Raw genomic sequence first — 23,311 nt, 5'->3', positions numbered from 1 at the left:
TTTAAAGATCATCCATATGATAAACAGGATATGTTCCTAGGATGTTAACTTCACAGCCTAGTGCTTCTAACTCTCCTTTAACTCCAGGGAATAAAGCATCATCATATGTTTGGTTAACATCTACGATAAAGAAGTAATTTCCTAACCCAGTTTTTGTTGGGCGAGATTCAATCTTTGATAAGTTCATTTTTCTCCAAGCGAAGGCCGATAATATTTGGTGTAAAGCACCAGCCTGATCACTAGGTAAAGTAATTTTTAGCGTCGTTTTTTCTGCTTTAATTTCATGATTAATCTTTACAAGTTCCTCATTCTTAGTAAGAACAATAAACCTTGTATGGTTATTCGGATAATCATGGATATTATCTTTTAAGATATTCAATCCATATTCTTTTGCAGCCAAAACATTTCCAATTGCCGCAATTGGAAATGTTGAATCTGCAACTAGCTCTGCAGCTCTTCCAGTAGATGTTGTAAACTCAATCTTTGGTGAGTTTAAGTTTTTGTGAATAAACTGATGACATTGCGCGATAGCATGACTATGTGAATGTACTTCAGTAATGTCTTCGTACCCTCCAGTAAAGTCTGGTCTAACGAGAAGATGCTGTTCGATAGGCACGACTATTTCTGCAACGACTGGTAAGGATACCTGATGAATTAAATAATCAACAGTTAATTGGACAGTTCCTTCAATTGCATTCTCAATTGGAACTACTGCAATATCAATTTCATCATTAGCTACAGCATCTATACATTCTGGGATGGTTGTATAACTAACTTTATGTTCTCCGTTAAATGCAGTATCAACTGCTAATTTTGTAAAAGTCCCCTTTGGACCTAAGTATCCTATCTTTGTCACCGTATTCACTCCACAATCTATTTTATTCTATAAATTCAAATTCGTAATCTAAAATATGAACAGTATCGCCATCACGGGCTCCCCGTTGTCTTAGGGCTTCATCTACACCCATACCTCTTAGTTGACGAGCAAATCTTTGAATAGACTCGTCTCTAGAGAAATCAGTCATCTTAAATAACCTCTCTAACTTGTTGCTATGCAATTCAAAGGATCCATCTGGATTACGAGAAATAACCAAATCATCTTCCTCTTTGTGGTGGCGATAAACAACCGTTTTCTCTAAATCCTCAAGATCAGTTTGTATTTTTGGAATAGTATCTAGTACATCAGCTATCGCATAATTTAGTTCTTTGAGACCCTCTCTTGTGATTGCTGAAATTTCATATACTTTTGTATCAGCAGGCAGCTTCTCTTTAAATGCTACTAAATTTTCCTCTGCTCCAGGCATTTCCATTTTATTTGCAACAATTATTTGCGGTAATTGTGTTAATTTAACATTATACTCTCTTAGTTCTTCATTAATCGTTTCATAATCTTCATAAGGGTCGCGTCCTTCTGTTGCAGCCATATCAATAATATGAACGATTACACGTGTACGCTCTATATGTCGTAAGAACTGATGGCCAAGACCAACACCCTCACTTGCACCTTCTATCAATCCAGGCAAGTCAGCCATTACAAAGCTTCTCTGATCACCTGTATCTACAACACCTAAATTCGGTGCTAACGTCGTGAAATGATAATCGGCAATCTTTGGTTTTGCAGCACTAACCACTGATAGTAGTGTGGATTTACCTACACTTGGAAAACCTACTAAACCAACATCAGCAATTACCTTTAATTCAACTTTGATATTTCTTTCTTGTCCTGGCTCACCATTTTCGGCTATTTCAGGAGCTGGATTTTTTGGAGAGGCAAATCGAATATTTCCTCTACCACCTCGTCCACCTCTTGCGATTAAAGCTCTCTGCTCATGTTGCGTTAAATCAGCAATGACTTCCTCTGTATCTTCATCAATTACAACCGTTCCTGGTGGCACTGGGATTACCATGGCATCAGCATTCTTACCGTGCTGAGACTTACTCATCCCGTTCTCTCCACGCTTACCTTTAAAATGTCGTTGAAAACGGAAATCCATGAGTGTATTTAAGCCTTCGTCAACCTCAAAGATAATATCTGCGCCATCTCCACCATCACCACCTGCTGGACCTCCAAGTGGTACATATTTCTCTCGACGATAAGCTACGATTCCATTTCCGCCATCACCAGCTTTTACATAAACACTGACCTGATCTACAAACATCTAATTCACCTCATTATTGATTGGAATATGAAAGTGATAAATAATCTCTCCACTTTCAATTGTCCTTTCAATCTTTTCAAATTTAGCCAATAATTCTTCCTCTACTTTATGTGAATCTAATTTTAGATAAACAATTACCTTACATGTTTCTATGTTATCCATAAATTCAATTTCAATGGAGTAAAGATTTTTCGGATTCGTAATTACTAACATTTCTTGCATGATTACATTTAACTTCTCTACAACATTATTATCAGCGTGTTGTAAATTTTTCTTGATATCAATGGCATAAGTTACTTTAAATCGATTATAATACTTTGGAAATTGTAGAAACCAGAGATATGTATTCGGCATATTTAAATTTAATAAATCTCTTTCATTTTGAAAATATTCTAGGAGGTTGGTAAGACTTATATCTGCTTTTTCAACATCTCGTAAGCTAATATATCCATGTATTAATTGCACATGATTCAAAATATCATGACGGTATTGTTGAAGTACCTTCACTACATCATGAGATTTCATTTGATTAACCCTCCTATATTATAGAAAGTATAGCAGAAACATATATATTCTTCACTACTATAGCATAATTTCCCCGGCTCACGAACCAATCTAGTGCACATTATAATGATAACAGAAATAAAAAACTCCAGTCTACCTGACTGGAGTTTAATGAGTTATATTATGCTTCCTGAGCTACAGGAAGTATACTTACTTTCTTACGGTCACGACCGTAACGTTCAAATTTAACAACACCATCAATTTTCGCGTAAAGTGTGTCATCTGAACCAATACCTACGTTTTCACCAGGATAAATCTTAGTTCCACGTTGGCGATATAAAATAGATCCACCTGTTACGAACTGTCCATCTGCGCGTTTTGCACCTAGACGTTGTGACGCTGAGTCACGTCCGTTACGAGTACTACCAGCACCTTTTTTTGTTGCAAAGAATTGCAAATCTAGACGTAGCATTCAGTTGCACCTCCTTAGGATTCAATTATCCTTATAAATTTTCCATACTCATTTTCAATCGATTTTAAGGAAACAAGCATTCCTTCGAAAAGAAGTTGTGCTTTTTCACTCTCTTTATCGTCATGCATTTTGGGAAAAGCAACCTTTAAATAGCCGCCTTCTCCACCCTGCTCAATTTCTAAGTTTACTTCACTTAATTCCATAACTGCATTCACTGTTCCTATGGATACAGCCGAAACTCCTGCACAAACTAAATCATACCCATATGGGCCACTTTCAGCATGTCCAGAAAGCTCAATCGATTGGATAAAATTATCTTTTCGTTTTACAGTTACTCGAATCACATGAATCTACCTTTAAGCATTAATTTTGTCGATTACTAACTTCGTATAAGGCTGTCTATGACCTTGTTTACGATGGTAGTTTTTTCTACGCTTGAATTTGATAACATTAATTTTCTTTTGACGACCTTGTTTTTCAACTTTAGCCGTAACTGTTGCTCCATCAACGAATGGAACACCAACTTTAACAGTGTCTCCACCTACAAAAAGAACTTTATCAAATGTAACAGTTTCATCTGCTTCAGCAGCAAGCTTCTCAACGTAGATTACTTGACCTTCTTCTACTTTAACTTGCTTACCACCTGTTTCAATAATTGCGTACATACCCGGCACCTCCTTAATTAACTCAGACTCGCCATACAGGCACTTTTTTTATAAAAAAGTTCAAAACCTGATCTGTGCGGTTGTAGCACTGGTGCTACGATGAATAACGTATTAACATTATCACGAAACACTATATCATGTCAAGCTAATTTCATGCTGTTTTCATCTTAATATCTCATATAATGTCTCACGATACTGCTTTTTATAAAAATAAGCATGCAATAAATCCATCTCATCTATATTATCAGCTAAATCTGGCTTATCGGTAACAATAAGCGTATGTTTTCTCTCTCTTTTAAAACTACTAAAAACATCGATTAACTTACTGTCTCCTGAACAATATAGTGTCTCCAGACGACTTACCGGTTGAATGCCTTCATAGCGTTTTAATAAAAATCTTAGGAATAAATAAAATCTACGTTTCCATTCCAATTGATTTTCAAAGAATATAAATAAAATAATACAAAGAAAGCTTAATGTAAATGGGAAAAATAATAGATGACCAATAAATAATACACTGCATAATACCATCGATATTAGCAACGCTACATTATAGGAGGCTCGGTATGGATATTTTAAAGTCATTAAAAAGAAAAGTAATTTCCCTCCATCAAGTGGCCAGATAGGAAGCAAATTAAATAAAAGAATGACTAGATTGTATGTAATTGCTGTTTGATACAATGTTTCATTCATTAATCCTATTTCATGTAAGAGGACAAAGATTAAATATATTGTTAAATGCTGTGCTGGTCCAGCAATCGTTACGAGTACATCTTCTTTCATACTCCGTGTCCCATAATCGTCCGTCTCCATTACTCCACCAAATATCCATAACATTATTTTTCGAATTCGCCACTTAAAAATTTTTGCCATTGTATAATGACCCATTTCATGTACGAAGACAATAAAAAAAATGATGAATAACTCCACGAAAGTTCCTGTTATGATTGACAAAAAAATAAACAAGAAAAAAATAGGATGTAAATGAATTGGTGGTAAAAAATTAGTTCGCATCATCCACCTCTATCACCTGTACTGGATCTAGATAAGAATTATCTCTTTCTAAAGAAAAATACAATGCTTCCTTGCCTTCCTCAGGAGTAAAGCTGCCAATGCGTTGATGAGCACCAACATATTGGTAATGATGAACTTCGATATCACTAAGAAAACCGTAACTAGAATCTGTACCATCTGCATGTTGAATAATTACTGTTCTATCCGTATCTGACTTCTTTCCTGCGAAAATAACAATACCAGGTTGATGAGAGAATACATCTGTCTCTTTTCCTGGTGTTATCTTCACTCCTTTTCCATTGACTTGAAAGCTTTCAGTGATTTGTCCATTGACAGGAAGTGCAGCAGGATAATCCTCGGATGATTTAAAGTCAGTTTGTGACGGGAAAGCTAATGGGGAACCAAATACTTCTTGGTACCATGTATTTACTTTCGCAAATGGGAAATCATTTTTTAATAAATTCGTCGTAACTTCTTTCGGTTTTGATAAAAGATTATTATTACTTTCCATTAGAATTGCAACCGAGAAAAATAATATTCCCGATAGGATTACTTTAAATACAAGTCCAGCTAAAAAAGGCTTTGACTCTCTACGTTTGATTGTATACCCGGATATTTCTGGTGGGTAGCCATGTTTTTCCTCGATGTCATGGATTTGCATCGGCATATTCATATCTGTTGGCAATTGATTTCCCCGGGTTTTCTTTCGACTTTCAATTGATTTTCTAACTTTTTTTATTTTTTTATTCATTCCCTCACCAACTTTCCTATACTCACTTTTATATATATGGGACAAGGTTAAATTTAAGAACGGAATTTCTTCCTTCTAATTTCTGAAAAGTTATATTATTATAGGGTTGGAGGGGATAGTGTATGTTGATTCGTGAGATAGAGAAAAAGGACAATAAAATAGTAAAAGAAATCATACAAAACTCATTAGAACTACATCAGTTGGATATTCCGGGTTCAGCTTATTTTGACCCACAGCTTGGCTATTTGTATGAATACTATAAGGAAATAGATCATGCAAAATATTGGGTAGTTGAAGTAAATGGTGAGGTAGTTGGTGGAGTTGGAATCGCACCATTTAATAAGGAGAAAGGAATTTGTGAGTTACAAAAGCTTTATTTAAAACCTACACACCTAGGATTAGGATTAGGTAAACAATTGATGGATCAAGCACTTAACTATGCTCGTACACATTATAAAGCTTGTTACTTAGAAACCATGCATAAGCTAGCACCTGCAGCAAGACTATACGAAAAACTCGGCTTTACACTCTTAAGTGAACCTATTCCAGGCTCTGATCATTCTGCAATGGATGCTTGGTACTTAAAAGAATTTTAATTTCAAAACAAAAAAATCCCTTATTTGAGGGATTTTTTGTTGAAAACTATTTATTATTTTTTGCTAAAAAAGCTTTTGAATTTTTGGAGTACACTTTTTTCATCTTCTAATGATTGAAGTGCCACGTTTTCACCTAGAATTCTTCTAGCAATGTTACGGTATGCGATGGATGCTTTCGAAGTTGGATCTAAAGCGACAGGCTCACCGTTATTCGAAGCTTTAATTACTGCTTCATCATCAACGACAATACCAATTAATTCTATCGATAGTAATTGTACGATATCATCTATTTCTAGCATTTCACCAGATTTCATCATATGATTGCGAATTCGATTAATTACAAGTCTTGGAGGTTCTTTCATATCTTCCTGTTCTAGTAAACCGATAATTCTATCTGCATCACGGACACTTGAATTCTCAGGGTTTGTTACTACAATTGCACGATCTGCACCAGCAATGGCATTTTGGAAACCTTGCTCAATACCTGCTGGACAATCTATTATAATATAATCATAATCTTGTTTTAACTCAGCAACAATTTTCTTCATACCTTCAACCGTTACAGCTGATTTATCACTTGTTTGTGCTGCTGGAAGTAAACTTAATGTATCAAATCGTTTATCACGAATTAAAGCTTGATTTAAACGACAGCGCCCCTCAATAACATCGACTATATCATAGATAATTCTATTTTCTAATCCCATAATAACATCAAGGTTACGCAGCCCAATATCTGTATCTATTAAACAAACTTTTTTCTCTAGTAAAGCTAATGCAGTTCCGATATTTGCGGTAGTCGTCGTCTTTCCAACTCCACCTTTTCCAGATGTAATTACTATTGCTTCACCCATTTTGAATTCTCCTTTCAAACCTGTTTACGTCATCTCTCAATTGTGAAAGAAGTTGTATCCGATCTATGATAATCTTATCTTCCTCTCCATCTATAAAGCCACATTCCATATAGACACCGTCTGACTCGTAGTCTGGTGCTCGACTAATAAAGTCTGCAATTCGCAGTTGTGTGGGCTTCATATAGGAAGCTGCGATAAATGTATTTCGATCGCCACTATACCCGGCATGAGCAATTCCATACAGATGACCAATAATATAAATATTTCCTGTTGCCATAACTTTTCCGCCTGGGTTAACATCTCCAATAAGTAATAAATCACCAGTTACTTTTAGCACCTGTCCTGAGCGGATGACTCTTTTTTCTAATTTAATTTCGCTTTCATCTTTCCAACGTATTGCATCATCGAGATGAATAACATTTGCTTCAATTGATTCTATCACGAAGTTTTGATCTTTCTCGATCACGTCTTTTAATGTTTGCCTCTTCGTATCATCTAAATAACGATTACCAGACTGCACACTGACTGGTACGACAGGTTCTTCTCGATTATGTTTTGTTAATAAAAGCTTCTCTTCTAATTCTTTTAAAGCTTCATCAAAAGAAGCATCATCACTAATAAACAGTGTAAGCCCTTCTCTTGTACCTTTAATTGTAATAAGTTGCTTATTTTCTTGCAAAGTTGTTCACCTCTTTTTCCTTACCAACATCAAAACTATGTATATTATGAATCATTACTCAACTGCTCATTACCCCAATGAACCATCTTCTTTTTAAATAATGGGTACAGAATTAGTAGGAAAATTAAGTTAGCAGCTATTGATGGTAACAATCTTTGTAATAAATAATCCTGCCAAATCATTCCCGTAATATTCACTACATAATAAATTGTATATATTGATAGTTCAGCTATCATTAGCCCCAAAATTCCAAGAAGGATTAATACGAATATGTTTCGTTGGAGAAGCCGTTGCAGCCCATGAATAATATAAATAGTTAATCCATATGAAAACATGTATACACCTAATACTTCCGTGTAAATGATATCTATTAATAAACCGAAAATAAAAGCGTAGACAACGGAATAGTAAGTGGATTCTGTATCATAATAAATCGCAATATAAATTAGAAATACAAGTACCCAGTGAGCAATTATTAAATAATCACTTAAAGCAATTGAAGTGGGAAGTAAGTTGATTGCTACGCCTTCAAATATCACTAGAAAGAACAGAATGAGGGGTAAGTATATTCTTTTCATTACTCCTCGTCCTCCTCAACTGCTTCCTCACTGTCATCTACTTGTCCAATTTCACGATCTAATACAAGTACATGATTGATTTCATACATATCTGCGGCTGGTTCAACAAGCGCTATTTGAGTTAAACCATATTGGTCAGAAACAACTTCTCTTACAACTCCTATAGGAACACCCGCTGGAAACACACCACCCATACCTGATGAAACTACTAATTCATCTTCTCCGATTTCCTGGATGGAATCTTCAATAATTCGAAACATAAGTGATTCTGTTTCATAATCATATCCTTCAATCATACCAAAGACATTTCCGTCTTCTTCTCGTGAAACCATTGCCGAAATTCTATTAAACTGATCGAAACCTGTTAATAATTTCACAGTAGAAGTAACTTTACTTGCAGTTTGTATTTTTCCAATCATACCCTCAGCAGTCATCACAAGCATATTCGCTTCTACTCCATGTTCTTTTCCTTTATTAATGGTCATCAATTCTAACCAACGTTCAGGCGACCTTGACATAACTACTGCCTGAATTGTTTCGTGGGTTCGGATCGAATCCGAATCTAATAACTCTAAAGCAGATCGTAACTGCTCGTTTTCTTTATTAATTTCCTGAACATCGTACGCCAATCCTTTATACTGACTGATTTGTTCTTTTAATATCTGATTCTCTTCATATGTGTTACGAAAATCTTGTATATTCGTTACGATATCAGTTGTGAAATTAACGGGTACGTGAATAACATATTGAATCCAACCTACCGTATCATTTATTATTTCTTCTGCGAAAGTTACATTTACTCTGTCTCGTAAGGAATAACCAATAAGAACGACGAGTATAATGAAACCAATCAAAAAGATAAACGGTCGTTTATTTCGCATAAATCGCATCTAAAAAACACCTACTTATTTTTTTAAAGAACCCGTTGAAACATTTGTATCGCGAAAATGCTGAATATAATCGATCGACATTCCAGTTCCAATTGCAACACTGTCCAACGCTTCCTCTGCTATAAATACTGGAATCTTCGTTTCATTACTAATTACTTCGTCAATATTTTTAAGTAATGCCCCACCACCTGATAATACGATTCCACGATCCATAATATCTGCTGCTAGTTCAGGCGGAGTTTTTTCTAATGTATTTTTAACAGCTTCAATAATTAAATCTACTGTATCACTTAAAGCTACAGCAATTTCTTTTGCACTTATTGTAATTGTTTTTGGTAAACCTGTAAGTAAATCTCTTCCTCTAATATCCATCTCAATATTTTCAGTCACTTCTCCAGCAGTACCGATATCCATTTTAATAGATTCTGCAGAACGTTCACCAATTAATAAACTGTACTGTTTACGAATATAATTAATAATTGCGATATCCATATTGTCGCCAGCTGTGCGAATCGATTTGCTAGTAACTACTCCTCCAAGAGAAATAACCGCAACCTCTGTGGTTCCTCCGCCAATATCTACAATCATACTTCCAGTTGGTTCCCAAACAGGTAAACCTGAACCGATTGCTGCTGCGAATGGCTCTGAAATAGTGAAGGCATCTTTTGCACCTGCTTGTTTCGTAGCATCAATGACTGCACGTTCCTCTACCATGGTAATTCCAGAAGGTACACAAATCATTACATTCGGTTTTTTTGCAAATATTGAACGGCGACGCATCGCTTTTTTAATATAATAATTCATCATCGACGCAGTGGTGTCATAATCAGCAATTACACCATCTTTCATTGGTCTAATGACAGTAATATTCCCAGGAGTTCTCCCAATCATATTTCTCGCATGACTTCCAACAGCCTCTATTGCACCGGTTTCTGCATTTTTTGCTACTACAGAAGGTTCTCTAACAACAATTCCTTTGCCCTTTACAAACACTAGTGTATTGGCAGTACCTAAATCTATCCCTAAGTCCTGTGAAAAATTAAAAAGTGCCAATCCAATCTCCCTCTCCGGTCACGTTTCATTAATATGTAGTTTAACTATATCTATTTCTGATAATTGATGCAAACGCATATTATTATAGTCTATAAATAAAAACGGTAATAAGCGCCACTTTCATACTTCAAAAGAAAAATGGCGCTGTTTAAGTCATTCCTATAATATTATACGAAAAAACATAGAAAATAGATAGTGTAATTCATATGGTTGAACAAATAATAGTAGATGAAGTTATAAATACCCTTTCTCTTTTAGTGAAACAAATTTTCTATCACCAATAATTAGGTGATCAAGTACTTCAATACCAATCATTTTACCAGACTCAACTAACCTTCTAGTAACGTGAATATCTTCCTGGGAAGGACTGGGGTCTCCGCTGGGGTGGTTATGCACGACAATAATTGAGGCAGCTGAACGTTTTACGGCTTCTCGAAACAACTCGCGTGGGTGTACTATACTTGCATTAAGGCTTCCAATAAATAAGGTTTCCCTATGAATCACTTGGTTTTTCGTGTTTAAAAATAGCGCGACAAAATGTTCCTGCTTCAATGTTCGCATGTCCTCCATGACAAAGTTAGCCCCATCATCTGGTGAACGGATAACATAGTGTTCATTCGGACGAAATTGACTAGCTCGCTTTCCTAGTTCTAATGCGGCAAGAACTTGTACACCTTTTGCGGCTCCGATTCCTTTAATTGCTGTCAGCTCTTCTATAGTCGCATCTTGCAGTAATTTAAATCCTTCAAAATGCATCAATACTCTACTTGCGAGTGTCATAACGGATTCTTCTTTTGAACCTGTTCCTAATATAATTGCTAAAATCTCTTGGTTGGTCAGATGGCTAATACCTAATCGAATCGCTCGCTCTCTTGGCCGATCCTCTTTTGGTACATTTTTAATCAAAATACTCAATGTGACACCTCCTCTCATTTTATCTCAAGATACCTGTTACCATTTCATTTTACAAATCAGTAATTTTGAGTTTTATCTTGGAGATTTTCATTAAAAATATAAAAACCCCCTGCTGAAATTTAAATTATCAGAGGGAGTTAAATAAGTATAAATATATTTTTACTAATTACCTAATTGATTATATAAATACATTATTTCTAAATAAAATTCATCATTATTTTTATTTTCATTAGACTTTAAGTAATTACTTAAAAACCCTAAAGTAGTTGATGCAGGGATTTTTTGCGTCAAGTCACCAAACGCTGTTTGATCCTTTACCATGATGGTACTATTCCAAACGGCAAGTAATTCTTCTAGCCAAACTTTTTCTTCCGTGGTGAGTTGTAATTCACTATTTGTAGTAGTCCATTTCTTTGTGTAAAATTCCAAATTTGTATCTTGGTACTCACTTGCTTTTATTTTTGCCAATTCTTCTGTTTCAAAAATTCCTGAGAACAAATAATACTGTGTATCCTGCTCCCATATAAACGACGGAATATGATCCGGCAACGTATTTACCTGCCAATCTATCGCGTTCTCTTCTGTACTGAAGACCCCTGCTTGAAGCACATATCCTGAAAGCTCTGGCAAAGCTGTTGATTCTGTCTCAGCAACTGAAACTGGTTGACTAACTTCTTTTACTTCAACACTAGCGGTAGTATCATCATCCATGAATGCAAACATATGCAATGCACCATAACCATATAAAAGTCCTATCATGCTTGCAGCTAGTACGGTAAACAGTACGAGTAAAAATGCGGATGAGTTTCTTCTTTTCTTCTTTTTTGGTTGATGAAAAACAGGGATAGTATCAGGGTTATATTCCTTTTTTTCCATGCTTTCATTATGAATAATTTGAAACCGTTTGGCAGGATCTTGATTTTCTATATTCATAAACCTTTCAAATTCATCATCGTTATTCTGTTTATTATTCATCTCTTCACTCCTAACTTGTACGACTTTTTTTCACTCTAGCACAAGCGAGTTAAAAAAAGAGATGAATTTTGTCAGGCTTCATAATAAAAATTTCTACATATCTAGACGATTCTCATTGAAATAATTTCTTACCAGCGTGATGAAATGTAAAGAACCAGTAATATAATATGACTTCTCCTTGTTTTTCGTAATTTCTTTCATGATATATTGCCAATTTGAATGTTGATAGATATTATCCTTAGCGATACTCCCAATTAATTCATCCGTTGAAGCAGCGCGTGGATGATCAAATGTTGTTACTGTTACTGAAGTAAAATAGTTAGATAAGCGTTTCAGCATATCCATTGTATCTTTATCCTTAAAAGCAGCTACAATCACATGTTTTTCAAGTGATGCATCATAGCTCTTTACGGTTTCAATAAACGCTTGAACACCAGCGCTATTGTGAGCTGCATCGACAATTATTCTGGGGTTATTATGTATCGTCTCAAATCTGCCTGGTAGTTGTAATTTAGCTATTTTCTTTAATACGTTTTCCCAGCTAAGATTAAATCCCTTGTTTTCTAAAACCTCTAAAGCTTTTAATGCTAAAGATATATTTTTAAATTGATGCTCTCCTTGGAGCTGAAGTTTTACTTTATGCTCATTTGAATTACTTCTCCAGATTATCTCATCTTGATTCTGTGATTTTTCATAAGTAAAGCTGTCACCAAATACATGAAGCTCACTTTCCGTACTTTCTGCTTCACGCTTTATTACTTGAAGCGCTTCTGGAACCATTTCTCCAATAATTGCAGGAGTATTCTTCTTAATAATCCCTGCTTTATGAAATGCTATTTCTTCTAGCGTTTCTCCTAAAAAGTCTGTATGATCAATCGAGATATTTGTTATGATCGTTAACAATGGATGGACAGTGTTTGTCGTATCAAACCTACCTCCCATGCCTGTTTCAATTAAAACAATATCTCCACGCTCAGCAAAGAACATAAAAGCAGCCACGGTTAGAATTTCAAACTCGGTAGGGGCCATACCTTTCTCATCTAACTTCAACACTTTTGGATGTAAATTATTCAGTATTTCTACTAAGGTGCTCTCACTTATTTCAGTATCATTTAATAAAATATGTCCTGTTAAGCCAGTAAAACTTGGTGAGGTGAAAATTCCAACTTCATAGTTATTCGCACGTAAAGCAGCATTTATAAAATGTAGTGTCGAACCTTTCCCATTCGTTCCGGCAATATGGATTGCTTTAAATTTTCTCTCTGGATGATTTACCTCTTGTAATAACGCTTCGATACGTTCCAACCCAGGTTTGATTCCTAACTTTTTTCTATGATTGAAAAACGATTCAACCTCATGTAATGTAGAAAACATGGGAACACCACTTTCTTAGACAGATAGTTTTCTTTAATTATAACAGAAAGGATATTTCACTTTGAATAAAATGGGATGGATAATATACAATGGCAATTTGCCTGGAGATAAATTTTTAGACTTTGCCGAGATGCTTCAAGAAGCTGGAGAAAATCATGGTAGTAAAGTACAAATTATAAAAAACAATGAATTGCTTAGTTTGTTATCAACAAATAGTCTAGGACTTCTTCCTGAGGTCACTCTACCTGACTATGTTGTATTTACAGATAAAGATATTTATTTAGCAAGACAGCTGGAGTATTTAGGGATACCTGTTTTCAATCAATCAGAAGCGATAGCAATTAGTGATGATAAAATCGCAACCTATCAACAACTTTCCAAATTAAATTTACCAATACCTAAAACAATTATTGCACCAAAAATCTTTATTGAAGGTACTTTTAGCAAGGATATTATTGAGCATGCAATCATAGAAATTGGCTTTCCCATGGTAATCAAGGAGGCTTTCGGATCATTTGGTGAACAAGTGTATCTTGTCGAAACGAAAAATGAATTACAGAAGATAATTGACAAGATCGGAAATAAACCCTTTGTCTTCCAAGAGTTTATTGCAACGAGTTATGGTGTTGATATTCGTCTTCAAGTTGTAGGTGACGAAGTAGTTGCAAGTATGAAGCGGAAATCAAAAAATGATTTTAGAGCAAATATTACTGCTGGCGGAACGATGGAATCATATACTCCTTCGATTGAAGAAAAAGAATTAGCTGTAAAAGCTACCAAGGCCATTGGGGCAGACTTTGCTGGTGTCGATCTATTATACGGGGAAAACAATCAACCAGTAATCTGCGAAATAAACTCGAATGCACATATACGTAATTTATATGAATGTACAGGGGTTAATGCAGCAAATCATATAATAAAATATATTTTAACTGAAATAAAATAAACGAAGTGCCTCATTCAGTTAACTGTTTCTGTTGTTAAAAATAGGGTTATATAAAGTAAACACAAATTTTTCAACACATATTTATACAGTCAACGAACATTCATAAAGAAAAAAACGTTCAGGAAGTCTGAGCGTTTTTTAATAAATCCGAATCTAATTATGGTTAAGCAGTCGTTATTTTATATAAATCAACTTATAAAACTACTATTACCTTTTTTAATATGTACACATTTGTTTGACACTACATTATTTCATCAGTTCAGAAAAATACCTTTTAATATCTTCTGGCAATTCCTCAACTGCAAGAATTCTTAATATTTCCGTTCCAGGAGATGTCATAATTACATAAGATTTATTACCATAATCAAAGAGCGTAAATTGCCCTACCTTTTTCGCAGTATTTCCTTGAATATAATTAAAATCTTTTTCTGCAAAACTATCTTCGTATCCGTCTAATAACAGTTTTTGTATATCTTCAAAACTATTTGCAAAAGTGAGTTCTTGATACAATTCAAGTGAATTTCTAGGTGGTAAAAACAACATAAAATAAATTGAAGCACCTATAATTAGTAAGACTAAAACTAAGTAAATAATCCAATCTTTTAATGACCTTTTCTTTCTAAGCATCATTTCCTCCTCTTTTTCTGGTGTAATAATTTAACACATTAACTCTAACAAGAACATTTCATAATCTTTTGTTTATTTTACCATATAAATCAAATTAGATTTAAGGGAATGTTAAAACTCTAATATTTTGACATAGACTTTTTCAATATCCAATTAGTTTATTGTAATGAATGGTATGCTTCACATTAAAAAGTATTGAAAAAGTAAAAAGAGAGACACCAATTCATTTACGAATGATGTCTCTCAAGAAACCTTTTATTAAAAGACTTCGCCCCGTTATTTGAACAACTTACGTTCATACGGTTATCTCTTAATATTAACCTTTTAATTCTGTCAATCTTGCTTTCACTTTTGCTTGTTTATCAAGATAATCTTTTTCTTTTTGTTTCTCTTCTTCGACAACGGAATCTGGAGCTTTGCTTACAAATCCTTGATTCGCAAGTTTCTTTTGAACTCGTTCTACTTCTTTCGTCCACTTTTCTAATTCTTTTTCTAATCTTTTAATTTCCTTCTCGAAATCAATTAGACCTTCAAGTGGTAAGAAAATTTCTGCTCCAGTTACGACAGCTGTCATTGCTTTTTCTTTCATTTCGATTTTACTTGCAATCGATAATTCTTCTGTATTACAGAAGCGTTCGAGATATTCACGATTGCCATCTAACTCTGATACAATATCTTCGTTTTCAGCTTCGATAAACATGTTGATTTTTTTCGACATTGGTGTATCAACTTCTGCACGAATGTTACGTACAGATTTAATAATTGATACCAAGCGAGACATTTCTTTCACTGCTTTTTCATCTTGGAAGTCTTTATTTACTTCTGGCCAGCTAGCAATGGTGATTGATTCCCCTGCGTGCGGTAACTGCTGCCAAATTTCTTCTGTAATGAATGGCATATATGGATGCAATAAACGCATTGTTTGATCAAGCACATGAGCCAATACGGATTGAGTCGTTTTCTTCTTAGCTTCGTCATCTCCGTATAGTGGAAGTTTTGCCATTTCAATATACCAGTCACAGAATTCATCCCAGATAAAGTTGTATAAATGACGACCTGCTTCCCCAAATTCATATTTCTCCGTGTTTTTTGTTACTTGTTCAATTGTTTCGTTCAAACGAGTCAAAATCCACTTATCAGCTAAGGATAGATCACCTGTTAAATCAATGTCTTCATACGTGAAGCCTTCAAGATTCATTAAAGAGAAACGTGACGCATTCCATATTTTATTGGCGAAGTTCCAGGTAGATTCTACTTTCTCCCAATAAAATCTTAAATCTTGCCCTGGCGTTGATCCTGTTAGTAAGAAATAACGAAGTGAGTCTGCACCGTACTTTTCAATAACATCCATCGGGTCTACACCATTACCAAGTGACTTACTCATCTTTCTACCTTCTGAATCACGAATTAAACCGTGAATCAAAACATCGTTAAATGGTTTTTCACCTGTAAACTCTTGGGACTGGAAAATCATTCGTGCTACCCAGAAGAAGATAATATCATATCCGGTTACGAGCACTCCTGTTGGGAAAAAACGTTTGAAGTCTTCAGCATCAGTATCTGGCCAGCCCATCGTTGAAAATGGCCATAATGCAGATGAGAACCATGTATCAAGAACATCTTCGTCCTGCTCCCAATTTTCAATATCGGCTGGAGCTTCTTTACCAACATAAATCTCTTTCGTCTCTTTATGGTACCAAGCCGGAATACGGTGTCCCCACCAAAGTTGACGTGAAATTACCCAGTCTCTTATATTTTCCATCCAATGTAAATACGTTCTTTCGAAACGTTCTGGATAGAAATCTACTTTCCCTTCACTCTGCTGCAATTCAATTGCTGCATCAGCCAATGGTTGCATTTTTACGAACCATTGAGTGGATAAATAAGGTTCAACAACCGCTCCACTACGTTCAGAATGTCCTACTTGATGAACTCGATCTTCAATTTTAAATAGTACTCCAAGTTCCTCAAGTTCCTTTATAATTTCTTTACGACATTCAAAACGGTCCATTCCTTCATATTTTCCAGCATTTTCATTCATCGTGCCATCTTCATTCATTACGAGGACACGCTCAAGGTCGTGACGATTACCAATTTCGAAGTCGTTTGGATCGTGAGCTGGTGTAATTTTCACCGCTCCTGAACCTAACTCTCTGTCTACATAATCATCAGCTACAATTTTTATTTCACGCCCCACGATTGGAAGAATTACTGTTTTACCAACTAAGTGTTGGTAACGTTCATCATCCGGATGTACGGCAACAGCTGTATCTCCAAGCATTGTTTCAGGACGAGTCGTTGCAATTTCAATAACTTCATCACTGTCTTTGATAGGATATCTCAAATGATAAAATTTGCCTTCAACCTCTTCATAAATAACTTCAATATCGGATAATGCAGTTTTTGTTTGTGGATCCCAGTTAATGATATACTCGCCGCGATAAATAAGACCTTTTTCATATAGTTTTATAAATACTTCTTTAACAGCTTCAGATAAACCTTCATCTAAAGTGAAACGCTCTCTTGAGTAATCAAGGCTTAAGCCTAGCTTTTCCCATTGTGAACGGATAAAGTCAGCATATTCTTCTTTCCATTCCCAAGCTTTTTCAAGGAACTTTTCTCTACCAAGTTCATAACCACTCGTACCCATTTCTCTAAGTCTTTCTTCAACTTTAGCTTGTGTAGCTATTCCTGCATGGTCCATTCCTGGAAGCCATAGTACATCATAGCCTTGCATTCTCTTCATTCTTGTTATTGTATCTTGCATGGTTGTATCCCATGCATGGCCAAGGTGAAGTCTGCCAGTTACGTTTGGTGGTGGAATTACAATGGAATACGGTTCTTTGTTCACATCTCCAGTAGCTTCAAAGAATTTTCCATCTAACCAAAATTGGTAACGGCCCGCTTCAACTTCTCCCGGGTTGTATTTTGGTGGCAATGAATTTTTGTTTTCTGTCATCAGAATCTTCCTCCTTTAATTTAAAAATCAAAAAACCCTTCTCATCCTAATAAAGGACGAAAAGGGTTAGCTTCCGTGGTACCACCTTTGTTTACAAATAACTTTCATTTGTACACTCATCGTTTGATATCGGTTTTAAACCGGCACACTTCTACTCTCCTTCAAAGTGGCTGCATCAAGGGCGACCTTCCAAAATAACCTTTCTAGGAAATTCTCAGTAATCATTTCCCTTCCTGTAGATGTTTATCTCGTACTCTTCCCTATCCATTGCATCTAAATTATTTGATTATGATTTATTCTAGCGATTAACAGCCAAAACGTCAACTATTATTATCCTGTTGCATATAATTATCTTATACCTTATGAAAAGTAATGACAAGAGGTGAAAATATGGCTCGTTATTATCGATATCGTTTACCACCATGGGCGAGAAAATGTTTATGGGCAATTGAAAAAGCAATGGCACCCTTATTAATTTATCAAATACTACGAACATTCATCTTTCCAACCACATTGGATGTTTTTTTATTAGGCATTTTTGTAATTGTATTCGTTGCCTTTTATCTAAAGTGGATTTAAGTTTGCTCATTCTTATTTTCTGAAGCCTGAAAATCATAAATACGGTCATTAAATTTTAACCCAAATACGATTGTTCTATACAATTCATCTATTTGCATCGTCTGTTTTAGCATAGAGGCTTTTTGTCTTTTTGTTGATTGGTATTTTTCTAATTCTAATAAATAAGGTTCGACATTCAATAAATGGAGCGTTGTTATAGCTAACTCTATTAGTTGAAGTGGGTTTTCATCAAGATAGCTGGGAAAAGCGTCTAAAAGTAGATCAATCGAACGATAACTTCGCTTAGCTTCCATACTAAATACATCCAGTAAATCATGCATGGAATGATTATAAGAGCCGAATTCCCAATTAATAAAATACGAATCAAGAAAATGACTCTGTTCTAATTTACCATGAATGAGACTATTCCCCCAATAAACTTCTTCATCAAGCTCTCTAATAATTGTAGCTGTTAATTGTTGTGATTGTTTCATAGCGTATGAAAGATCACGATAATGGGTTAACACTTGTAACTCTAATGGGGAAGGATATAGTTTCCTTTCAAACTTCTCAACATATTGGAGAGCTTTTTGTTCTAGCTTCATGCAATGATTCTGATAAGTCTTAAATTCTTCAAGAACATCCATTTCTTTTACGTTTGTAAGCTGTTTCGTCTGTAAATGAATGGTTCCTAAAGTTCGTAAATATTTACCGAAATCTTCTTTGGAGGGTTCTTTTTCTGTTGTCTTTACCCATGGCAATAGATAGTAGACTTCCCCTTCTGCTTCAACATAAAGCTTTCTATCTACTGTTAAATAAATTGGCAAGATCCCTGATAAATTCTTTTCCTGTGCGAGATGATATATTTGCAACCACTTGTTCACATTATTTGTTTTTAGATGACTTCTTTTGAGTGCATACATTTTACCATTTGCTTTTATCTGAGTGAGACGGTCTGTTATTGGAACAACACCTTGAGGAAAAATATGATATTGTTTCAGAATTTCAGTAAATTTATTCACAGAGATCCCCCCAGCCTAGTATGTAAAAAACCCCTTGTAAAATTTAGCAAGGGGATATAACTATTTTTTTGGTATATATAATAGTTGCCCTTCTTGAATATCAAAATCTTCGTCTAGTTCATTTTGCTTTATGAGTTGTAAAGTACTAATTTGAAATCTTTCGGCAATCGTTTCAATCGTATCGTCTTCTTGAACAATACATAATTTCAATTTTGAGTATCGCTCTTCTGTCTCACCACGAAACATATCTTTTAAATAGCCAAGGTCCTGTACTTCTTCTACAACTTCACTATCTTCTTCCTCTTCCTCTACTCGAATATCAATTTCAATTTCCTCACGTGTTTCTTCTAATAATTCTTCAGTCTCTTCTTCTTCTTCCGGGCTTTTCAATTCGAATTCAAAGCTTGGAAATGCTAACTCTTCTATACTTTCTTCCAACTCTTCTTCACGATTTTCCTTCAACGGCGTTGCTGCTTTATTTATTCCGTTTATTTTTGCAACTGCTTTAAGTTTTAAGTGGTCATTTGTTGGAAATTCATAATTAAAATCTAGCATTTCTATCTGGATATCTTCTAATTCAGTTACTCGATACAAAGGAACAGAGATTTCGATAGGTAATGGATGTGAGAACTCTTGTTTATTCTCATCGACTTCTGTTATACTCTCGATGTATCTTTTTGCTGTGAAATCTTCTTGTTCGAGTGTTAATTCTTCTCTATTTTCATCTAAAACAGCCTGGAACTCACCTTGCAGCATAATCTCTCCACGAATGGTAACATATTCATCGTCTGCCTGCACACTAACATTTGGCTCTAGTGAAATCGTTAATAACTCTTCTACATGAGAACCCTGATTAAAATACACCGATTCTACTAATTCAAACTGAAATTCGTTATTATCTTGAGGCAAATGTATTTCCTCCTTTCAAGAATTTACAAGAAAAATAATCTTAACATACACTAACTATATGAAAAGATGATTCTACATATGCATGAAAAAAACTGATGATTTCTATAGGTAACTAAGAAATCATCAGTTTAAATTAATTGTTTTATAAAGTTGCAAATACCTTGTGTATCGCTTGAATGGTAGTTGAAATATCTTCATCCGTATGTGCTGTTGAAAGAAAAAGTCCTTCAAATTGTGAGGGTGGTAAAAAGATACCCTCTTTGATCATTCCTTGGTAATAAGCTGCAAACATTTTTGTGTCTGAGGTTTGCGCTTTCTCAAAATTTATTACTCTCTCTTTCGTGAAAAACACACCTAACATTGAGCCTACACGATTAATGTGAAGCGGTATCTTATATTTTTCTTTTGCTTCGATAAAACCTGATTCGAGCTTGTCGGCTTTTTTATTTAATGATTCATATGCTTCTTCGTCCATTGCGCTTAATGTTTCATACCCTGCCGTCATCGCTAACGGGTTTCCTGATAAAGTACCGGCTTGATAAATCTTACCAGTAGGGGCTAAATGCTCCATGATTTCACGTTTCCCACCAATAGCTCCTACAGGTAAGCCTCCACCAATAACTTTTCCTAGGCATGTTAAATCTGGATGCACCTGATAATAGCCCTGTGCTGAATGGTAGCCCACACGAAAACCTGTCATTACTTCATCGAAAATTAGCAAGGAACGATAATCTGTTGTAATCTCTCTTAATTTCTCTAAGAAGTTATTAATTGGAGGTACTACACCCATATTTCCACATATAGGCTCTGCAATTACAGCTGCAATCTTGTCCCCATATTGCTCAAATGCTACTTTCACACTTTCGAAATCATTGTAAGGTACGGTTATTGTATTGCTTGCAACAGATGCAGGCACACCAGGACTATCTGGTAGGCCAAGAGTAGCAACACCTGAACCTGCTTTTATTAGTAATGAATCCCCGTGTCCATGATAACTACCCACAAATTTGAGTATGATATCCCTACCAGTATAGCCGCGTGCCAAACGAATGGCAGTCATCGTTGCTTCTGTTCCTGAATTCACCATGCGAACCATTTCTACGGAAGGGACACGATCAATAACCAACTTTGCCAATTTATTTTCAGTTAACGTAGGCGTTCCAAAGCTCGTCCCTTTATCAACAACTTCTTTTAGTTTTGTTGTGACTCGTTCGTCTGCATGACCTAAAATTAACGGTCCCCAGCTTAGTACATAATCTATGTACTGATTTCCATCGATATCAGTAATATGAGCTCCCTTACCCTCTTTCATAAAAAGCGGTGACATTCCTACAGATCTGAATGCACGTGCAGGTGAATTGACACCACCTGGCATTAGTTCAACAGCTTCCTTGTATGCATCTATCGATTGATTAAATTCCATCAATTATTTAAACCCCTTTATTTTTTGTGATTCATTCTCTATACCAAAAATATTTGTAAATAGTTCCAATACCTCTTCCGCATTTTCATTCGTTGCTAACTGCTTCACTTTTAGAATTGGTTCTTTTAATAATTGATTCATCATACTTTTTGTATGCTTATGAAGAAGCTTTCTTTCTCTCTCTGTTAAATCAGGCATTTTCCGAACGAGACTATTCATTGTTTCTTCATGAATATGTGTCGCCTTTTCTTGAAGAGCTGAAATAGCTGGTGATGCATGACTACGATTCATCCAATCATTAAAGAAAGTAATCTCTTCTTCTAAATTTTGTTCAATTTGTTTTGCTGCAGTTTTTCTGCTTTCGATATTTTCATCCACGATATATTTTAAATCATCAATATCAAATAATGAAACACCTGTTAAATCACTAACCTTTGGGTCTATATCTCGAGGTACAGCGATATCAATTATAGTGAGTGGCTTTCCAGGTCTTTGTTCAAAGATTGGTTTGAGCATTTCTTTTTTAATGATAAAACCATCAGCTGACGTAGAACTAATTAAAATATCTGCATCAATTAAAGTAGATGATAAATCCTTTAATTGTTTATGACTTATAGTATGCTTTAAAGCAATCTCTTCCGCATTTCTAGCACTTCTATTTACTATCGTAACTTCTCGCGTTTTTGCTGTTTTTAAATAATTTACAGCTAACTCTGCCATCTTCCCTGCACCGACTACAACGGCTTTTTTATTTTCCAAAGAGCCAATATGTTTCTTCGCAAGTTCAACAGCAATATAACTAATCGATGTAGGATATTCTCCGATAGCTGTCTGATGTTGTGATTTCTTACCAAAAGTAATAGCCCGCTTAAATAATTCATTAAAAGTCTTGTCAGTAGTTCCATTTTGTTGAGAAAATAAAAAAGCATCCCTTACTTGACCAAGAATTTCTGTTTCACCTAGAACCATAGAATCTAATCCTGTCGTTACACGATATAAATGATTCATTGCTTTATTATTTGATTCAACTTTTATGTATTTCTTAAAGTTACTTTTATCTAATTGAAACCAGTCAGCTAAAAAACTGATAATATCTTTTGTTCCTTTTTCTATATCTTCAACAACTGCATAAATTTCTGTACGATTACAGGTAGAGATAATGACATTTTCAATTATGTCTACTTGATTTTCTAAAGTTTGCATCGCAGCTTGTAAGGAGTCTTCGGTAAAAACCAGTTTCTCTCTAATATTTACAGGAGTTGTCTTAAAGTTAAATCCAACCATCATAATATGCATTTCTAATCCTCCTGAAAACCGTGCTTTCTAAAATGATAATCTACTTATGTAATTATAGCATAAAGAGAAATGTCCTTCGTTCCTATGGTACAATA

25 protein-coding genes and 2 other annotated features are annotated in these 23,311 nt (G+C 35.0%); of the genes, 3 read left to right on the top strand and 22 right to left on the bottom strand.

Annotated elements, in window-relative coordinates:
- Window position 1: 1 nt before the first annotated feature.
- From pheA to ACXYMZ_RS09250, 8 genes are all read right to left on the bottom strand, one after another.
- Window positions 2-856 (bottom strand): prephenate dehydratase, encoded by an 855-nt coding sequence (pheA, locus tag ACXYMZ_RS09285; RefSeq protein WP_458948110.1) that lies wholly within the window; start codon window positions 854-856, stop codon window positions 2-4.
- Window positions 857-878: 22 nt separating this feature from the next.
- On the bottom strand, window positions 879-2,159 hold the full coding sequence (obgE, locus tag ACXYMZ_RS09280; RefSeq protein WP_458948109.1) for a GTPase ObgE: 1,281 nt from the start codon (window positions 2,157-2,159) through the stop codon (window positions 879-881).
- On the bottom strand, window positions 2,160-2,684 hold the full coding sequence (locus ACXYMZ_RS09275; RefSeq protein WP_458948108.1) for a Spo0B domain-containing protein: 525 nt from the start codon (window positions 2,682-2,684) through the stop codon (window positions 2,160-2,162). It abuts the gene before it with no gap.
- Between the two features lie 160 nt (window positions 2,685-2,844).
- A complete protein-coding gene (gene rpmA / locus ACXYMZ_RS09270; protein ID WP_458948107.1) occupies window positions 2,845-3,135 on the bottom strand; it encodes a 50S ribosomal protein L27 in 291 nt (96 codons plus the stop codon).
- A gap of 14 nt (window positions 3,136-3,149) precedes the next feature.
- The gene (locus ACXYMZ_RS09265) at window positions 3,150-3,479 is read right to left on the bottom strand and encodes a ribosomal-processing cysteine protease Prp (protein ID WP_458948106.1); all 330 of its coding nucleotides are present in this window, start codon (window positions 3,477-3,479) and stop codon (window positions 3,150-3,152) included.
- 12 nt (window positions 3,480-3,491) lie between these two features.
- Window positions 3,492-3,800 (bottom strand): 50S ribosomal protein L21, encoded by a 309-nt coding sequence (gene rplU / locus ACXYMZ_RS09260; RefSeq protein ID WP_458948105.1) that lies wholly within the window; start codon window positions 3,798-3,800, stop codon window positions 3,492-3,494.
- 14 nt (window positions 3,801-3,814) lie between these two features.
- Window positions 3,815-3,892, bottom strand: a sequence feature (ribosomal protein L21 leader region).
- 70 nt (window positions 3,893-3,962) lie between these two features.
- Window positions 3,963-4,673 (bottom strand): site-2 protease family protein, encoded by a 711-nt coding sequence (locus ACXYMZ_RS09255; protein ID WP_458948104.1) that lies wholly within the window; start codon window positions 4,671-4,673, stop codon window positions 3,963-3,965.
- 130 nt (window positions 4,674-4,803) lie between these two features.
- Window positions 4,804-5,565, bottom strand: a complete 762-nt coding sequence (locus ACXYMZ_RS09250; RefSeq protein ID WP_458948103.1) for a peptidoglycan DD-metalloendopeptidase family protein — start codon at window positions 5,563-5,565, stop codon at window positions 4,804-4,806.
- A gap of 122 nt (window positions 5,566-5,687) precedes the next feature.
- On the opposite strand from ACXYMZ_RS09250, the gene ACXYMZ_RS09245 reads away from it, so the two are divergent.
- Complete coding sequence (locus tag ACXYMZ_RS09245; RefSeq protein ID WP_458948102.1) at window positions 5,688-6,161, top strand: GNAT family N-acetyltransferase; 474 nt, start codon at window positions 5,688-5,690, stop codon at window positions 6,159-6,161.
- Between the two features lie 53 nt (window positions 6,162-6,214).
- On the opposite strand, the gene minD is transcribed toward ACXYMZ_RS09245, so the two are convergent.
- The 8 genes from minD to ACXYMZ_RS09205 form a co-directional block, all read right to left on the bottom strand.
- A complete protein-coding gene (minD, locus tag ACXYMZ_RS09240; RefSeq protein WP_458948101.1) occupies window positions 6,215-7,012 on the bottom strand; it encodes a septum site-determining protein MinD in 798 nt (265 codons plus the stop codon).
- Complete coding sequence (gene minC, locus ACXYMZ_RS09235) at window positions 7,005-7,691, bottom strand: septum site-determining protein MinC (RefSeq protein WP_458948100.1); 687 nt, start codon at window positions 7,689-7,691, stop codon at window positions 7,005-7,007. The genes minD and minC overlap by 8 nt, the downstream gene beginning before the upstream one ends.
- 44 nt (window positions 7,692-7,735) lie before the next feature.
- Window positions 7,736-8,269: a rod shape-determining protein MreD gene (mreD, locus tag ACXYMZ_RS09230; protein WP_458948099.1), complete on the bottom strand. Its 534-nt coding sequence runs from the start codon at window positions 8,267-8,269 to the stop codon at window positions 7,736-7,738.
- Window positions 8,269-9,159: a rod shape-determining protein MreC gene (gene mreC, locus ACXYMZ_RS09225; RefSeq protein ID WP_458948098.1), complete on the bottom strand. Its 891-nt coding sequence runs from the start codon at window positions 9,157-9,159 to the stop codon at window positions 8,269-8,271. Before mreC ends, mreD begins: the two co-directional genes overlap by 1 nt.
- Window positions 9,160-9,174: 15 nt before the next feature.
- Window positions 9,175-10,212, bottom strand: coding sequence for a rod shape-determining protein (locus tag ACXYMZ_RS09220; RefSeq protein WP_458948097.1), 1,038 nt, complete (start codon window positions 10,210-10,212; stop codon window positions 9,175-9,177).
- A gap of 234 nt (window positions 10,213-10,446) precedes the next feature.
- Window positions 10,447-11,121, bottom strand: a complete 675-nt coding sequence (radC, locus tag ACXYMZ_RS09215; protein ID WP_458948182.1) for a RadC family protein — start codon at window positions 11,119-11,121, stop codon at window positions 10,447-10,449.
- Between the two features lie 168 nt (window positions 11,122-11,289).
- The gene (locus tag ACXYMZ_RS09210) at window positions 11,290-12,102 is read right to left on the bottom strand and encodes a hypothetical protein (protein ID WP_458948096.1); all 813 of its coding nucleotides are present in this window, start codon (window positions 12,100-12,102) and stop codon (window positions 11,290-11,292) included.
- Between the two features lie 93 nt (window positions 12,103-12,195).
- Entirely contained in the window at window positions 12,196-13,476 is a 1,281-nt protein-coding gene (locus ACXYMZ_RS09205; RefSeq protein ID WP_458948095.1) for a bifunctional folylpolyglutamate synthase/dihydrofolate synthase, read from the bottom strand.
- 70 nt (window positions 13,477-13,546) lie between these two features.
- On the opposite strand from ACXYMZ_RS09205, the gene ACXYMZ_RS09200 reads away from it, so the two are divergent.
- Window positions 13,547-14,422, top strand: a complete 876-nt coding sequence (locus tag ACXYMZ_RS09200) for an ATP-grasp domain-containing protein (RefSeq protein WP_458948094.1) — start codon at window positions 13,547-13,549, stop codon at window positions 14,420-14,422.
- A gap of 246 nt (window positions 14,423-14,668) precedes the next feature.
- On the opposite strand, the gene ACXYMZ_RS09195 is transcribed toward ACXYMZ_RS09200, so the two are convergent.
- Together ACXYMZ_RS09195 and ACXYMZ_RS09190 are read right to left on the bottom strand one after the other, a co-directional pair.
- The gene (locus tag ACXYMZ_RS09195; RefSeq protein WP_458948093.1) at window positions 14,669-15,049 is read right to left on the bottom strand and encodes a hypothetical protein; all 381 of its coding nucleotides are present in this window, start codon (window positions 15,047-15,049) and stop codon (window positions 14,669-14,671) included.
- Window positions 15,050-15,365: 316 nt separating this feature from the next.
- Window positions 15,366-18,008 (bottom strand): valine--tRNA ligase, encoded by a 2,643-nt coding sequence (locus ACXYMZ_RS09190; RefSeq protein WP_458948092.1) that lies wholly within the window; start codon window positions 18,006-18,008, stop codon window positions 15,366-15,368.
- 49 nt (window positions 18,009-18,057) lie between these two features.
- Window positions 18,058-18,285: a binding site (T-box leader), on the bottom strand.
- Between the two features lie 113 nt (window positions 18,286-18,398).
- On the opposite strand from ACXYMZ_RS09190, the gene ACXYMZ_RS09185 reads away from it, so the two are divergent.
- Window positions 18,399-18,587 (top strand): hypothetical protein, encoded by a 189-nt coding sequence (locus ACXYMZ_RS09185; RefSeq protein ID WP_458948091.1) that lies wholly within the window; start codon window positions 18,399-18,401, stop codon window positions 18,585-18,587.
- Here the strand turns inward: ACXYMZ_RS09185 and ACXYMZ_RS09180 are convergent.
- The 4 genes from ACXYMZ_RS09180 to hemA form a co-directional block, all read right to left on the bottom strand.
- Window positions 18,584-19,588, bottom strand: a complete 1,005-nt coding sequence (locus tag ACXYMZ_RS09180) for a hypothetical protein (RefSeq protein WP_458948090.1) — start codon at window positions 19,586-19,588, stop codon at window positions 18,584-18,586. The two genes, ACXYMZ_RS09185 and ACXYMZ_RS09180, sit on opposite strands and share 4 nt — an antisense overlap.
- Window positions 19,589-19,648: 60 nt before the next feature.
- Window positions 19,649-20,497, bottom strand: a complete 849-nt coding sequence (locus ACXYMZ_RS09175; RefSeq protein WP_458948089.1) for a LysM peptidoglycan-binding domain-containing protein — start codon at window positions 20,495-20,497, stop codon at window positions 19,649-19,651.
- 142 nt (window positions 20,498-20,639) lie between these two features.
- On the bottom strand, window positions 20,640-21,920 hold the full coding sequence (hemL, locus tag ACXYMZ_RS09170) for a glutamate-1-semialdehyde 2,1-aminomutase (RefSeq protein WP_458948181.1): 1,281 nt from the start codon (window positions 21,918-21,920) through the stop codon (window positions 20,640-20,642).
- Between the two features lie 3 nt (window positions 21,921-21,923).
- Window positions 21,924-23,216, bottom strand: coding sequence for a glutamyl-tRNA reductase (gene hemA / locus ACXYMZ_RS09165; protein WP_458948088.1), 1,293 nt, complete (start codon window positions 23,214-23,216; stop codon window positions 21,924-21,926).
- Between the last annotated feature and the right edge of the window lie 95 nt (window positions 23,217-23,311).

This window comes from Oceanobacillus sp. CAU 1775, from assembly GCF_054482815.1.
The sequence above is the reverse complement of the archived record's forward strand: the minus strand, read 5'-3'. Positions and strand labels throughout refer to the sequence as shown.